This window comes from Desulfitobacterium dehalogenans ATCC 51507 (assembly GCF_000243155.2).
In the GTDB taxonomy this organism is placed as follows: Bacteria; Bacillota; Desulfitobacteriia; order Desulfitobacteriales; family Desulfitobacteriaceae; genus Desulfitobacterium; species Desulfitobacterium dehalogenans.
In genome coordinates, this window is sequence record NC_018017.1 from 1,085,944 (window position 1) to 1,099,287 (window position 13,344).

The 13,344-nt window shown below is 44.7% G+C and carries 18 protein-coding genes; 17 read left to right on the forward strand and 1 reads right to left on the reverse strand.

All coding sequences use genetic code 11. The features are described from left to right. Positions 1-3: 3 nt before the first annotated feature. The 3 genes from DESDE_RS05205 (at position 4) to DESDE_RS05220 (ending at position 1,697) form a co-directional block, all read left to right on the forward strand. A complete protein-coding gene (locus DESDE_RS05205) occupies positions 4-432 on the forward strand; it encodes a hypothetical protein (RefSeq protein WP_014792992.1) in 429 nt (142 codons plus the stop codon). Next, positions 429-1,028: a nucleoside triphosphate pyrophosphohydrolase family protein gene (locus tag DESDE_RS22230; RefSeq protein WP_014792993.1), complete on the forward strand. Its 600-nt coding sequence runs from the start codon at positions 429-431 to the stop codon at positions 1,026-1,028. The genes DESDE_RS05205 and DESDE_RS22230 overlap by 4 nt, the downstream gene beginning before the upstream one ends. 240 nt (positions 1,029-1,268) lie before the next feature. Continuing rightward, positions 1,269-1,697, forward strand: a complete 429-nt coding sequence (locus DESDE_RS05220; RefSeq protein WP_014792994.1) for a transcriptional regulator — start codon at positions 1,269-1,271, stop codon at positions 1,695-1,697. Positions 1,698-2,071: 374 nt separating this feature from the next. Here the strand turns inward: DESDE_RS05220 and DESDE_RS21995 are convergent, their stop codons facing one another. Beyond that, positions 2,072-2,233, reverse strand: a complete 162-nt coding sequence (locus tag DESDE_RS21995) for a hypothetical protein (RefSeq protein WP_014792995.1) — start codon at positions 2,231-2,233, stop codon at positions 2,072-2,074. 489 nt (positions 2,234-2,722) lie between these two features. Here DESDE_RS21995 and DESDE_RS05230 point away from each other — a divergent pair, with 489 nt between their 5' ends. The 14 genes from DESDE_RS05230 to DESDE_RS05300 all read left to right on the forward strand — a co-directional run bounded on the left by DESDE_RS05230 (position 2,723) and on the right by DESDE_RS05300 (position 13,341). Then, positions 2,723-2,977, forward strand: coding sequence for a hypothetical protein (locus tag DESDE_RS05230; protein WP_014792998.1), 255 nt, complete (start codon positions 2,723-2,725; stop codon positions 2,975-2,977). A 72-nt stretch (positions 2,978-3,049) separates the two neighbouring features. After that, on the forward strand, positions 3,050-3,976 hold the full coding sequence (locus DESDE_RS05235; RefSeq protein WP_014792999.1) for a terminase small subunit: 927 nt from the start codon (positions 3,050-3,052) through the stop codon (positions 3,974-3,976). Further along, positions 3,960-5,243 (forward strand): PBSX family phage terminase large subunit, encoded by a 1,284-nt coding sequence (locus DESDE_RS05240; RefSeq protein WP_014793000.1) that lies wholly within the window; start codon positions 3,960-3,962, stop codon positions 5,241-5,243. The genes DESDE_RS05235 and DESDE_RS05240 overlap by 17 nt, the downstream gene beginning before the upstream one ends. 17 nt (positions 5,244-5,260) lie before the next feature. Continuing rightward, positions 5,261-6,745 (forward strand): phage portal protein, encoded by a 1,485-nt coding sequence (locus DESDE_RS05245; RefSeq protein ID WP_014793001.1) that lies wholly within the window; start codon positions 5,261-5,263, stop codon positions 6,743-6,745. Continuing rightward, positions 6,729-7,433 (forward strand): AP2 domain-containing protein, encoded by a 705-nt coding sequence (locus DESDE_RS05250; RefSeq protein WP_014793002.1) that lies wholly within the window; start codon positions 6,729-6,731, stop codon positions 7,431-7,433. Before DESDE_RS05245 ends, DESDE_RS05250 begins: the two co-directional genes overlap by 17 nt. Further along, positions 7,430-8,971, forward strand: coding sequence for a minor capsid protein (locus DESDE_RS05260; protein WP_014793003.1), 1,542 nt, complete (start codon positions 7,430-7,432; stop codon positions 8,969-8,971). Before DESDE_RS05250 ends, DESDE_RS05260 begins: the two co-directional genes overlap by 4 nt. A gap of 2 nt (positions 8,972-8,973) precedes the next feature. Then, entirely contained in the window at positions 8,974-9,261 is a 288-nt protein-coding gene (locus DESDE_RS05265; RefSeq protein WP_014793004.1) for a hypothetical protein, read from the forward strand. A gap of 449 nt (positions 9,262-9,710) precedes the next feature. Continuing rightward, a complete protein-coding gene (locus tag DESDE_RS05270; RefSeq protein WP_014793005.1) occupies positions 9,711-10,349 on the forward strand; it encodes a phage scaffolding protein in 639 nt (212 codons plus the stop codon). Positions 10,350-10,369: 20 nt separating this feature from the next. Continuing rightward, complete coding sequence (locus DESDE_RS05275; RefSeq protein ID WP_014793006.1) at positions 10,370-10,738, forward strand: hypothetical protein; 369 nt, start codon at positions 10,370-10,372, stop codon at positions 10,736-10,738. Positions 10,739-10,766: 28 nt separating this feature from the next. Then, positions 10,767-11,813: a major capsid protein gene (locus tag DESDE_RS05280; protein ID WP_014793007.1), complete on the forward strand. Its 1,047-nt coding sequence runs from the start codon at positions 10,767-10,769 to the stop codon at positions 11,811-11,813. A 52-nt stretch (positions 11,814-11,865) separates the two neighbouring features. Then, the gene (locus tag DESDE_RS05285; RefSeq protein ID WP_014793008.1) at positions 11,866-12,048 is read left to right on the forward strand and encodes a DUF7210 family protein; all 183 of its coding nucleotides are present in this window, start codon (positions 11,866-11,868) and stop codon (positions 12,046-12,048) included. A gap of 1 nt (position 12,049) precedes the next feature. Further along, positions 12,050-12,430 carry a hypothetical protein gene (locus DESDE_RS05290; RefSeq protein ID WP_014793009.1) on the forward strand — a complete coding sequence of 127 codons (381 nt, stop codon included), beginning with the start codon at positions 12,050-12,052 and terminating at the stop codon, positions 12,428-12,430. A 1-nt stretch (position 12,431) separates the two neighbouring features. After that, on the forward strand, positions 12,432-12,791 hold the full coding sequence (locus tag DESDE_RS05295; protein WP_014793010.1) for a hypothetical protein: 360 nt from the start codon (positions 12,432-12,434) through the stop codon (positions 12,789-12,791). 1 nt (position 12,792) lies between these two features. After that, a complete protein-coding gene (locus tag DESDE_RS05300; protein ID WP_014793011.1) occupies positions 12,793-13,341 on the forward strand; it encodes an HK97 gp10 family phage protein in 549 nt (182 codons plus the stop codon). Positions 13,342-13,344: the final 3 nt, after the last annotated feature.

Genomic DNA, 13,344 nt, shown 5'->3' on the forward strand with positions numbered 1-13,344 from the left:
ACCTTGATCAAGCTTAATGTCGTACCAAAGGAGAATGAAGATTGGACAGAAACCAGAGCTAAGGTTTATTTTCTGCAGCAGATTGCGGAAAAGATGGAGTTATTAACGGAAGAGGTTAAGAAAAATAATCAACAGCAAAATCATATTTCTCAAGCATTAGAAAGAGAACGTGAATCAGGCATGGTCCTTAATTGTGCCTTGATGTTGATGGTAAACAAGGCCGAAATTATCGAACGATTTGGAGAGCAAGAAGATGTTCCTTTTTCATCCTTTTATCGTGAAATGGCTTTAAGTCGGCAAGCTGTTATCGACTGGGTAAATAGAAATACACTGGTCAAGGCGATTTGTAAAACTGATTATCTTTATGTCTATCCTGTGGGAACCGGGCATCGAGTGAAAGTGATAAACAAGAGAGAGGAGATTGCCCTATGACAACATCTATAGAGAAAAACACTCTCCAATTCCATAAATTAAACGGCCTTACCCCTACAGTGGAATCTTGCACCATGAAATTGATTGAGGAGCTGGGTGAACTGCTGCAGCTCATCGGCAAAGGCCAGGGAAGCAGCGGGGAAAAGATGAATCTGCAGCCGGAGCTTGAGGCATGGGAGACCCTGGAGTCCAGGATGATAGACGAGGCCTTTGATGTGGCCCAAAGTGCAGTGACGATGATTTTTACTCTGTGTGAAAAAATTGGCTATAATCCGTTACTTTGGGAGCAAGCTCATGAGAATAAGCTAAGGGACAAGGGGTATTTGGCGGCAGGGAAAATGGAGAAAACAGATTTTCCTGCCGAGGGTTTCCTGGTCGGCATGGCCAATAAGTTCATTGTGTTGAAATGCGATGATGTCAAAGAATATCTAACCAAAAATGATCAAATGGTGTTAGACTGCATAACTGCAAGACTTGCATTGGGTAGAATTCATGATAAGCGCAAGGTAGACAACAATTACCTCGTGATCAATACAGATGAACCCTATGCCCCGGAAGTAGTGGCTATCATGAAGCGGCATGGTCATTGGGGGTGAGGTGATTCAGGCAGATGTGGATAAGCAATAAACGAAAAATAAGAACCCTGTGTGAAAAATGCCATGAGCGACATTTTCCCCACTACCTTGAGGTTTATGAGTTTAAGGAAGGACAAGAAATGGCTCCAGCAGGTTTATGTTCCTGTTGCGGAAAGTTGGAAAGCGTAAAAAAGTATGTTTTCCCGCGGCCTGGTGAAAGGAATGCTGGGAGTGGGCAGGGACTGAGAAGGAGTGACATCAATGGAAGAAAGAATTGAAAAGCATATATACCAATATGTCGAAGCAGAACTTAGGAATTATCCGACTTACAAAAAGATTGTTGCAGATTACGATAAAGAGCTATTGTACACGGGAGCTAAGTCAGGATTAGCTAAGGACCCTACGGGGAGGTTTCCGGAAAACCTGACCAGTGATTCAGTGCATAGCGAAGTGGTGAAAATCATGGCTAATGAGAGTAGGGTGGCCAGGGCTAAAGATGTCATCATGTGTATCGAAGATGTTTTAGAGGAATTGTCAGAGCAGGATAAGCAGTTAATTGAAATGAAGTACTTCAAGGGTTACTATACTGATTTTGGGATTATACGTGAACTTCGTTTCACCGAAAGAACATATTATCGGCATAAAAGAGATCTAATCAGGCGGTTTGCTTTGAGGATGAGGGTACTATAAATAAAGTGGCAGTATTTTGGCAGTATTAGACCCTATATCCGTGATAACATGATAGTGTGAAATATTTGAGAAGCGGACTGCACGGCAGGTGCCCATAGAGATGGGAACTCGATGCCGGGTCCGTTTATATTTCTCCTCCTCTTTGGGGCTCAGCGTTCTGCTAGACGCGGGGCCCTTTTCTATTGCCTTTCTTCATGGGAAATGTCACTTTGTCCTCGTGAAATGCATAGATTATATCAGGTCCGCTTAGCAACCAGAAACCTAAACGTATTACAGTTCCCTCTTTTATTTAAAGCGGCTAGGTTAAATATATACTAGCCGCCTATAACAACAAAAGGCCAGGGCAATTCGCCTGGCCTTTTGTTGTTATAGATTTAGAAAATTACGCCTAAAGCAATAAGAATCAAGATTGCAATAGCGATAATTCCTGCGCCAACGAATCCCCTGCCGAATCCGCCGCCGCAAACTGGAGCGACAGGTTGAGGGCAACATGCTCCGCCAAATCCGCCAAATCCGCCGTAACCCATTCCGTACATGATATTACCTCCATATTTTTTTATTTGGCTTAGAATACGATACCCATAGCAATGAGCAGAAGAATGATTACAACTACGATTGCAATTCCTGCCCCTAAGCGTCCAGTTCCGCTTTCAGCTCCACCAAAAAACATTTGAATTCCTCCTTTATCCAAAGATACTACAGTTTATGATTAGTCAGTAGGAATTGCCACAATATGGTAATATGCAAGGCGGTGAAACAGTTGTGCAGATGTAGGTTATATAAGCCAATAGATGAGGCGGCAAAGGTGAATTGTATCAACTGCCACCGATGGGCTGGCAAAAAGTGTAGGGATGAGGCGGAGCTGTTATATGAGGAGCAGAGGGAGCATGGGTGGGCTGAGAAGATGATGCGGGAGAATAGGGGAGTGTGGTTTGATGTCTGATATCGTCGGTATTTGACGAAAAAAAATCCAAGGAATATCCTTCCTTTTTGTAGAAGAAAACAAAAAAGAAGGAGGAGTATAAATGAATATTGAAGAAAGAAAAACATTTAGATTAAAATTGCTCAAAGAGCTTTATAACCATCATTTTAAGAGCAATGGGACACAAAAACAGTTAGATAAACGAGATTTAGCAAAGGAAATAGAAAAACAGCTTGCTTACGAATACCTTGCTGAGAAAGGTCTTATTACAATTAAACAATCTGCCGGGGCACAATTTAGTTGCAAAGTTACTGCTCTTGGAATAGATTTAATAGAATCACAATGGGAAGTGATTTGATTATAATATAAGCGCAGAGCCTCCGGGCTCTTTTTCTTATACAACAAAACAAACGACGGCAGGTGAGGTGATGTGGCGAGAGAGCGCAGCCCAGACAGAGACAAAGCCTTTGAGATTTATCAGCAGCATCAAGGAGATATAGCGAATCGGGAAATCGCCAAGCTTTTAGATATTCCGGAAAAGACCATCAGCGTATGGAAGCTTCGCGATAAGTGGAAAGAAAGAATTGGTTGTAGTACTTCAAAGACTGAACGTAGTACTACAAAGCGTAAGCAAGACGAATCTGGGAATAAGAATGCCAACAGCATAGAAGCAAAAAGTAATACTGAACTTTCGAACCTGACTGAAAAGCAGGTTCTTTTTGTTGCTGAATATTTGACCGACTTCAACGCGACCCGGGCGGCAATGGCAGTTGGGTATAGCAAGAAGAGCGCTCATGCCATAGGGTGGGAAAACCTTAGGAAACCTGAAATTCAGGCTGAGATACAGCGTCAGACGGCAATCGTAACCGATAATCTAGGCATTACCTCGCAGAGAGTCCTTCTCGAATACCTGAAGATCGCCTTTGCTGACATCGGAGAATACGTCACCTTCGGTCAGCGTGAAGTTCCGGTTATGGGACCATTCGGACCGTTGTATGAGGGAAAAGGCAAGAACAAAAAACCCATAACTGAAATCGTCAACTATATTGACCTCAATGAAAGCGCAGAACTCGATAGCTCCCTTATCTCGGAAGTAAAGATGGGTAGAAACGGCACATCAATTAAGCTCCATGACAAAATGAAAGCCCTGGAGAAGCTGGAAAAATACCTCGACCTTCTCCCAGATAATCATAAGCGTCGGATGGAGGAAGAGAAGCTCAAGCTGGAAGAAGAGAAATTCAGACTCGAACAACGTAAAGCCGGGGACCTTGAACAGGATGAACCTGCCGATGACGGATTTATTGATGCATTGAACGCCGTTGCCGGGGAGGTGTGGAGCGATGCTGGGGAAGATTAAGAAGAAAGTCAAGCAGGCAGTATTTAAGTTCCACCCCTTTAGCTTAAAGCAGAAAAAGATACTGACCTGGTGGTGTGATGATTCCCCGGTTAAAGATAAAGACGGAATCATAGCAGACGGGGCTATTCGTTCCGGGAAAACCATCAGTATGGCTATGTCTTTCATCATGTGGGCTATGCATCGGTTCGATGATCAGAACTTCGGGATGTGCGGTAAAACCATTGGTTCATTTAGGAGAAACGTTGTCTTCTGGCTCAAAATAATGTTGCGGTGCAGGGGTTATCAGGTCGAGGATAAGCGATCGGATAACCTGCTTATTGTTTACTGGAGAGACAAAGTCAATCATTTCTACATTTTCGGGGGCAAGGACGAGCGAAGCCAGGACCTGATCCAAGGGATTACGCTGGCCGGCATCTTGTTTGACGAGGTAGCCTTGATGCCAGAATCCTTTGTTAAGCAAGGCACCGGACGTTGCTCAGTTGAAGGCTCAAAGTTTTGGTTCAACTGCAACCCGCAAGGGCCTTATCACTGGTTTAAGACTGAATGGATTGACAAGAAGCGTGAAAAGAATTTAATCTATCTGCATTTCACTATGGACGACAATTTGAGTCTGTCGGAAACGGTGAAAGAAAGATACCGGAGGATGTATTCCGGAGTATTCTTTAAGCGTTATATCCTTGGCCTTTGGGTCATGGCCGAAGGCGTAATCTATGACATGTTTGATGAGGTGCGACATAAGGTTCCTGTCGCGGATCGTAAGTACACTGAGTTTTATGTCTCAGGTGACTATGGCACCCAGAACCCAACAACCTTCGGACTATGGGGAAAAAGCTCTGGTAAATGGTACAAGATCAAAGAGTATTATTACTCAGGCCGTGACCAGGAGAGGCAGAAGACTGACGAAGAGTTCTATCAGGAGCTTGAGAAGTTTATAGGAGATATCAAAATCAAAGCAGTGATCATCGACCCGAGCGCTGCTTCTTTTATTGCCACGATTAAGAAGCATGGTAAGTTTCGCGTTAAAAAGGCCAAGAATGATGTGCTGGAAGGTATCAGGAATATGGCCACAGCCCTTAGTGATGGGCTGATTTTATATAACGACTGCTGCATCAACACATTCCGGGAGTTCTTCTCCTACATCTGGGACGAAAAGGCGGCTGACCGTGGAGAAGATAAGCCGGTTAAGCAGAATGACCACTGTATGGATGCGGACAGGTATTTTGTTAATACGATATTGTTCAGCAGGTCAGGGGTTTATTTTGACTAGAGAAAAGAGGTGAAACAATGCCTATCACAGAGAACGAACGCATAGCAACCATTATCAAAGCAGGATCCAAGACCGCGATGAGCCTTGAGCAGATTATCTCCCTGGAAATTAGCGAGTGGAAAACGTCTAAATGCCGGCAGGCTATGCTTAAGGCAGAGGACTACTACCGGAATAAGACCGACATTCTGTCCAAAGTGCGAACGGTCATTGGGGAAAGCGGAGCCAAGGAGCCTATCGGCAATCTGGCCGACAATCGATTGGTTAACGGCTTTTTCAGGAAGCTAGTAGACCAGAAGGTCGGCTATCTGCTGTCCAAGCCCATGAGCATACAGACGAATAAGGCAGAGTACCAGAAGCTCTTGTCATCCTACTTTGGAAAAGGCAATCTCCGTATGTTTCAAAGTATAGGGAAAGAAGCCGTTAAAAAGGGTATCGCTTGGTTGCATGTCTATTACAATGACGCTGGGCAATTATGCTTTATGCGGATACCATCTGAGCAAATTATTCCTTTATGGAGAGATGCAGCTCACACAGACCTCCAGGCGGTAATCAGGACATATGAGGTGGAAACCTACGAGGGCACTCGCCGAGTAACCGTGACCAAAGTTGAGTGGTGGGATACCAACGGGGTAAAGCGGTATGTCTTACAAGCCGGTGGGCAATATGGGCTGGTGCCAGATGTTGAAGCGGGTGACGAAGAATCCCACTTTAAAGTTATCAATCCCGGAGAGGGTGAAGCTGCAACAGAAACCGGCGTCAACTGGGAACACGTCCCTTTCATCGCCTTTAAGTACAACGAAGAAGAGCAAGGGCTGCTGGAGTTTATCAAATCACTGATCGATGACTATGACGCCAGGAAGAGTGAGAATGCCAACAACCTGGAGGATCTGCCAAACAGCATTTATAAAGTTAAAAACTTCGAAGGGACTAAAGGCGACGAATTTAGAAAGAACATAGCCACGTATCGGGTGGTATTCGTCGGTGATGATGGAGACGTTGACACAATCAACCTGGTGATCGATACCGAAGCTTATAAAACCCATATGGAGAATAACCGTAAAGATATTTTTGAGTTTGGTCGCGGAGTACTGTTTGAGCCTGATAAGATTGGCAATAGTCCTTCCGGGGTTGCGCTTAAATTTATGTACGCTGATTTAGATATGGACGCGAATATTATTGAAACGGAATTTCAAGCCAGTCTAGAACAATTACGCTGGTTTATCGACGTGCATATCACTAATACCACCGGAGCTGATTATTCGGAAGAATCGGTGGATTTCATCTTTAATAGGGACATCATCATTTCTGAATCGGATGTCATTACAGACATCAAGAATAGCGTCGGGATTATTTCCGATGAGACACTGGTTTCCAACCATCCATATGTGATCGATATCCGGGAGGAACTGGAGCGCATTAAAAAGGATAAAGAAGACACTGGGCAAGATTATTTAGGTTTGGGTGGTAGAGGCACGGAGGGCGGCGATGGGGAGATTTATTAATTTATCTGGGCAAAAATTTGGAAGGTTGACAGCAATCGAAAGAGCTGAAAACAGGGGAACAAAAACAATGTGGCTCTGTGAATGCGATTGCGGTAATAGAAAAATTATTGCAGCAGGAGATCTGGGCAGTGGAAGAACAAATAGCTGTGGCTGTCTCAGAAAAGAGTATGTGGCTGCAAAAAACTACATCCATGGGCACACTGATGACAGATTAAACTCTATTTGGCGAGACATGAAGAAGCGATGCTATAACCCAAGGAACAAATCTTATAAGGACTATGGAGCAAGGGGAATAGAGCTCTGTAATGAGTGGCGTAATGACTTCATGAGCTTTTATAAATGGGCAATAGCTAATGGATATTCAGATGAATTAAGTATCGACAGAATAGATAATGATAAAGGTTATGAGCCGTCCAATTGTAGGTGGGCCACTCGATTAACGCAAAACATCAACCAAAGGATCAGGAAAGATAACAAAACGGGTGTGAGGGGTGTGCGATGGGATAAGAACCTTGGAAAATATGAGGCGTTTATATCAATTAAAGGGGTTCGATTTGGCCTAGGATTCTTTGAAGGCTTAGATGAAGCGACTAAGGTTAGAAGGGATGCGGAAAAGCAGTACCATTTTAATAATGAGTCCACAGAAAGCCTTGTTATTTGCTTAGGTGAAATGAGTGATACTGGATGAAGACGGCAGAGTATTGGGGCAAGCGGTCCACACAGATCGCCAAGCGGCAATTCGATAAGGCCGATGAGTATTCGGCAGCCCTCCGCAAAGAGTATAACCGAGCAATCCTCTCCATCCAAAAAGATATGGAAGTCTTTTATCAACGATTTGCCGATAACAACGGCATCGTGGACATGGCAGAGGCCCGTAGGTTGCTTAATTCTAAAGAGTTAAAAGAATTTCACTGGACATTAGAGGAGTTCACCGAGAGGGCAAAAAATAACGCCGATGGCAAATGGACACAACAGCTTGATAATGCCTATTTTCGCACGCGTGTGAGCCGTCTGGAGGCTCTGCAAATGCAAATCAATCATCAGGTCGAAATGTTGGCTGGAAGCAAGCAGCAGGGTGTTAGAACTCTTCTGGATGATGCTTACACAGATACCTACTACCGGACACTGTTCGAGCTTCAAAAAGGCACAGGCATCGGAGTAAGCTTCGCCAAGGTGGATGAGCGAGGATTAGAAACCATCCTTGGCACAAAGTTGGACGGGCGCAATTGGTCACAGCGGGTTTGGGATGACCGAACGAGGCTGAAGCAAGAAATATATACGAAGTTGTCGCAGTCTTTCATCCGTGGTGATAGCCTTGATAAAACCACCCAAGACTTGGTTAAGCGCATGGATGTGTCCTACTCTAATGCATACCGGCTTATCCAGACAGAAACAGCCTTCTTCGTGGAACAGGCAACTTTCAAGAGTTATGAAGAAAGCGGTGTTGTAAGCAAATTTGAGATTTTGGCCACACTCGATAGCCGAACGAGTGATATATGCCAGGCGATGGACGGCAAAGTGTTTAAGGTGTCTGAGCAAGAAGTCGGCATCAATGCCCCTCCATTTCATGTTCATTGCCGGACCACGACAGTTCCTTATTTTGATGACGAGGAAGACGTTGGGGAGAGAATAGCCAGGGACCCGAAGACTAAAAAGACCTACAACGTGCCGGGGGATATGGCTTATCCAGAATGGTACGATAAGCATGTTGTGGAGAAGTACGGCAAAGAACAGGCAGAGCTTATGAAAAAGCAGGAGGTCAATCTGCGATCAGACCAGAAACAGTACACACGCTATAAGGAACTTTTGGGCAAAGATGCGCCGAAAACCTTTGATGACTTCCAGGAATTGAAGTATACTGAAACTGAGAAATGGGCTGCTATGAATAGGCAGTTTGATACCTTTGAAAAGATTAAGAACGGACCATATTCTGATGAGTATAAGGTTAAACTTAAAGGCACCTATCGATATTTCAGACAAGATGGGCATGAACTTAGAATCCACGCCTTGAATCGGACGGTAGGACAAAAACAGAGCAAGGGAAAGGTTCAATTTACCAGAGAAGATATTATGGGTATGATGAAAAAACCGCCTAACTTTATTCAAGAAGACGGGCATCTTGTTCGGTTTGAAAATGGCATTGCCATTATTCAGGCAAACGACACTAATGAGATTCTATCCATTGTTACGAGAAGTAAAGCAAAAGCAAATTGGAAGGAGGTATAGAATTGTTATCCGATGAACTGGCTGGCATGATGAAAGATTTCCTGGATAGAAAAGTTGCCCCGGAAGAATTCTCATTTGAATTCCCTGCGCGGCTTGCATATGTAACTCCTGAACTAGAAAAGGAGAATAAGCCGCTATCTGATCTTCTGAATGAGGAAATGCCGGAGACATGCGCCAACTTCGAACCAAATGAGGCGGAGCGAAAAGCCATGCCTGGATATTATTTGAGCGAAGAGGAAGTGCGAGAAAAGGTTAAAGAGGTTTATGATCAGGCTATAAGATTGCTCTAAGTAAGCACTCAAGCAAAAAGGCTAGAGTGCTTTTGTCTATCCAAGAAAGTGTGGTGAATCGCCATTGACTTAGCAGCCGAACACAAATGTTTTGCTTGTGGGAAACCGTATGATTGGCGCATCTTCCGAAAAGAGGCAGTTGCTCCTTATGCGGAAGGCCAAGGAAGAATGAGGATATATCATTCTGGCCAGTCCGAACAAAAAGTCCTGGATAATGTCGTAGATTATGTTTACACAGAAGAAAATACTTTGATGATTGACACGGAATGTCCTTATTGCAAAGAGAAAAACAGAATCATGTATGTAAAGCACTCGTAAGGGTGCTTTTTCTTATGCCCTAAATATGGCGTTAAACTGTTCGCTTGCCCTCTTTAAGGGTTTGGGGCATAACTGAACGTAACTCCTAACTGGGAGCGACCAGTATAAAAAGCTATTGGAGGTTTTAGATAATGGAATGGTTAAAAAAACTTATTGAGGCTCATACAAAAGACGGGAAACTGGATACTGAGGCACTTATGACCGCGATGAACACGGAGTTTCCCAAGTATGCAGTGCCCAAGGACACTTACAACACCTTAGCCGAGGCGAAAAAACAGCTTGAAAAAGACATTGCCACTCGTGACAAGCAGATTGATGACCTGAAGAAGGTAGATGCGGAAGGACTAAAAGCAGAGATTGAAAAGCTCCAAGGCGAAAACAAAGCGGCCAAGGAAAAATACGATGCCGATATGAAAGCTCTTTCCTTGGCAAACGCGATCAAATTAGCCTTGACCGGCAAGGCCCATGACCCTGATATCGTCGCGAATCTCCTGGATAAAGCAAGAATCGAATTAAACGAGGACGGCACCGTTAAATCTGGCCTAGATGAGCAACTAAAGTCTTTGAAAGAATCAAAGGCTTTTTTATTTGCAGAGGAAAAGAAGGATGACGGCGGGTTCCAGTTCAAAGGCTTCAAGCCGGCAGAAGGCAGCGATGACAAGGGCAAAGGCGGTGAAGGGGACAAGGAAGGGGCCTTTGGTAAGCGCCTAGCTGATTTCGCTAAGAGTAATGAAGGGATGGAGAAAGCCCGACAATCCTATTTTGAGTAAGAAACGGAGGATAAATAATTATGAGTAAGTTTGTAGTAACCAGTTATGGGGCAAAAAAAGAGATATTGAAATTCCCGGATCATTATGTAGCGTTAGCCGTAACCGTGGACGATACGGGGGTAACTGCTGTCGATGGAAGGAAGATTGTCCCTGCTGGAACCATTGTGGGAAATGGAATTCTTTCTGATGAAACCAAGTTGGCTAAAAAGGCTGTCACTGTGGAGAGTGCTTCCAATGCTGAGGGAGTCCTGCTCGATGATGTGGATGTAACCTACGGGCCGGCTCAGGGAGCAATGGTGATCCATGGTTTCATCAAGTTGTCTGCTTTGCCAACAGCCCCGACCACTGAAGAGGTTGCGGCACTTAAGCAAGTAACCTTTATCGCCTAAGGGCAACTAAGAAAGGATGATGAATAACATGCCAACTATTTTTGATTTAGTTAATGCTAAAAATATCTCCACTTACTACCTGGCTAATCCTTCTAATAACATCCCTTATCTAGGGGCAACACTTTTCCCTGCGAAGAAACAACTAGGATTGGATTTAAGCTGGATTAAAGGGTCACGTGGTCTTCCTGTGTCCCTGCAGCCTTCGGCATTTGACACTAAGGCAACCCTGCGGGATCGCATTGGGTTCCAAAAGATTGACACTGAAATGCCGTTTTTCCGCGAGTCCATGCGGATTGGTGAAAAAGAACGGCAAGAGCTGAATAAGGTGGCCGCATCTCAGAATGAGGCGCTGATTATGCCTCTTATCAATGAAATCTACGATGACGTAGTAACTTTGGTCAATGGCGCCCAGGTCGTACCAGAGCGCATGATTATGCAACTGCTTTCTTCCGGGAAAATCCGCATTACGGCCAATCGACAGGATCTTGATTATGACTACAAGATGTCATCCGAACACAAGGAAACACTAACTGCTTCAGATGACAAATGGAGCAACCCTGACGCTGACATCATGGGCGATATCAAGACATGGCAAGATAAGGTTGAGGATGACACTGGAGTTAGGCCAACCAACGGAATGTGTACCCGCAAAACATGGAACTATATTCTGCAGAACAAACCGATTCGCCTCGACATGAATCCCTTGGGTGGACAGAACATCATCATGACCGACGCTATGATGAAGCAATATCTGCAAGCAAAATTAGGTCTCAATGTTGCGGTGTACAATAAGAAGTACGCCTTGCAGGATAGATCCACTCATTTATTCTACCCGGACGATTACTTTACCCTGATACCTGACGGAAATCTGGGAAGCACCTATTATGGCACTACTCCCGAGGAATCTGACCTAATGGCTGGGATTTCCAACGCCGAGGTGTCTATTGTGAATACCGGTGTAGCGATCACGACGATTAAAGAACCTCACCCGGTAAACGTGGAAACGATTGTTAGTGAAATCGTGCTGCCTAGCTTTGAGACTATCGACACCATCTTTATCGCAAAGGTGAATTAATTCTAGGAGGAGAGTTTTTATCCTCCTATCTCTTTTAGAAAGGGTGAACAATATGGCTGAAAAACAGAAGGAGAAGGCTAAACAGGCTGAACAAGAAGAGCGTCTCCAAACCATTCAGTGGCTGATGAATGTAAAGTATCGTGGACAACGCTATCGAAAAGGCCAAGAAGTTCAGGTTTCTGCAAAAGAAGCCGAATCTATTGTTGCGGCCAAAGTAGCACAGCCGGTGGATTGATATGATTACCGTTGAAGATATTTGGTCTATCATAAAGGTTCGCTTAGACCTGAAAGATGATTCCATGAAACCTCTTATTTCCTTATATATTGAGGAGATAGGAAAGCGAATCCTCCACTATTGTCACATCAGAACGGTTCCTGACGGCTTAAAGTTCACCTGGGCATCAATGACTATTGACGCAATCCGGATTGATTTGCCGCACATTGCGGAAATCTCCGATACGGTGGGAGGGGCTGAGTCAGTAAAAGTAGGAGATACGCAAGTCTCACCGGCAAGAGGTGGTGGTGGAGATATTTCCAACACATCCAAATCTGTAATAGATAAGGTGGTTTTGGATTACCGTATTGATCTGAACCATCACCGGAAGCTGAGGTGGTAGCATGATCAACTACAAGCGACACCGCAGAGCTGTTGAAAGGCTGTATGAGGATAAGTGCACGATAAGCCGGATGGTTGACGTTGTTAAGCCCTCAGGAGAAAAGAGAAAAGAGTTGCAGGCGGTTTATACTGACCAGTCTTGTAAGTTATCTCAAAAGGCGCTGGCCAGCAACGGACAGACAGAAACAGCAAACAACATAGCTTACGAAACAAAGCTATTTATCGCTCCAGAGATGGAGATTCGGCAGGGTGATACCATAGAGGTTACCCGCTACGGCAGGATGCTGAAATTCATTGCAGGGGAGCCCTTTGTGTACGGATCACATCAAGAAGTCAGCATGCAGCGTAAAGGGAAGGCATGACATGGCAAAGTGGGGCAGCTTTAAGTTCGACGAAATAGAAAAGCTGGCTAAAACCTTTCAAAAAGCCTTGGATGAGCGTGTTATCGATCGCTTTATGCAGGAATTTCTTGCAGAGATGGCGATGCGAGCGCTGCGGAAGATCAAGAAGCGGACACCTGTGAACTCTGGAGACCTCCGTCGAAAATGGGAGGTCGGCAAGGTCATCCGCATGGGTGATGCCTATGTTGTGGAGATATTTAACCCTGTTGAGTTTGCCTCCTACGTTGAGTACGGTTTTAGGGCGCATTGGGTCCCTGGGCATTGGGAAGGCAATCGTTTTGTGTATGACAAAGGGGCTATTAAGCTTTCCAAAGAGGCACGGGCCGCCTACCGTGAAAAGTACGGATCCACTGGCATGATGGTAGGAAAGAAAAATGGCTGGGTCCAAGGCCGTTTTATGGTGACCATCTCCATGCAGGAAATGGAACGAGAGATGCCCAAATACCTGGCTAAAAGGCAAATGGAATTGTTGGAACAGATTATGAATGGCCGGCCACCAAAGAAGGGGTGATTC

Excerpts from the sequence above, each read along its gene's own strand:
- DESDE_RS22230 (WP_014792993.1), top strand. The coding sequence starts at position 429 with ATGACAACATCTATAGAGAAAAACACTCTCCAATTCCATAAATTAAAC.
- DESDE_RS05220 (WP_014792994.1), top strand. The coding sequence starts at position 1,269 with ATGGAAGAAAGAATTGAAAAGCATATATACCAATATGTCGAAGCAGAA.
- DESDE_RS21995 (WP_014792995.1), bottom strand. The coding sequence starts at position 2,233 with ATGTACGGAATGGGTTACGGCGGATTTGGCGGATTTGGCGGAGCATGT.
- DESDE_RS05230 (WP_014792998.1), top strand. The coding sequence starts at position 2,723 with ATGAATATTGAAGAAAGAAAAACATTTAGATTAAAATTGCTCAAAGAG.
- DESDE_RS05240 (WP_014793000.1), top strand. The coding sequence starts at position 3,960 with ATGCTGGGGAAGATTAAGAAGAAAGTCAAGCAGGCAGTATTTAAGTTC.
- DESDE_RS05245 (WP_014793001.1), top strand. The coding sequence starts at position 5,261 with ATGCCTATCACAGAGAACGAACGCATAGCAACCATTATCAAAGCAGGA.
- DESDE_RS05250 (WP_014793002.1), top strand. The coding sequence starts at position 6,729 with ATGGGGAGATTTATTAATTTATCTGGGCAAAAATTTGGAAGGTTGACA.
- DESDE_RS05260 (WP_014793003.1), top strand. The coding sequence starts at position 7,430 with ATGAAGACGGCAGAGTATTGGGGCAAGCGGTCCACACAGATCGCCAAG.
- DESDE_RS05270 (WP_014793005.1), top strand. The coding sequence starts at position 9,711 with ATGGAATGGTTAAAAAAACTTATTGAGGCTCATACAAAAGACGGGAAA.
- DESDE_RS05275 (WP_014793006.1), top strand. The coding sequence starts at position 10,370 with ATGAGTAAGTTTGTAGTAACCAGTTATGGGGCAAAAAAAGAGATATTG.
- DESDE_RS05280 (WP_014793007.1), top strand. The coding sequence starts at position 10,767 with ATGCCAACTATTTTTGATTTAGTTAATGCTAAAAATATCTCCACTTAC.
- DESDE_RS05285 (WP_014793008.1), top strand. The coding sequence starts at position 11,866 with ATGGCTGAAAAACAGAAGGAGAAGGCTAAACAGGCTGAACAAGAAGAG.
- DESDE_RS05290 (WP_014793009.1), top strand. The coding sequence starts at position 12,050 with ATGATTACCGTTGAAGATATTTGGTCTATCATAAAGGTTCGCTTAGAC.
- DESDE_RS05295 (WP_014793010.1), top strand. The coding sequence starts at position 12,432 with ATGATCAACTACAAGCGACACCGCAGAGCTGTTGAAAGGCTGTATGAG.
- DESDE_RS05300 (WP_014793011.1), top strand. The coding sequence starts at position 12,793 with ATGGCAAAGTGGGGCAGCTTTAAGTTCGACGAAATAGAAAAGCTGGCT.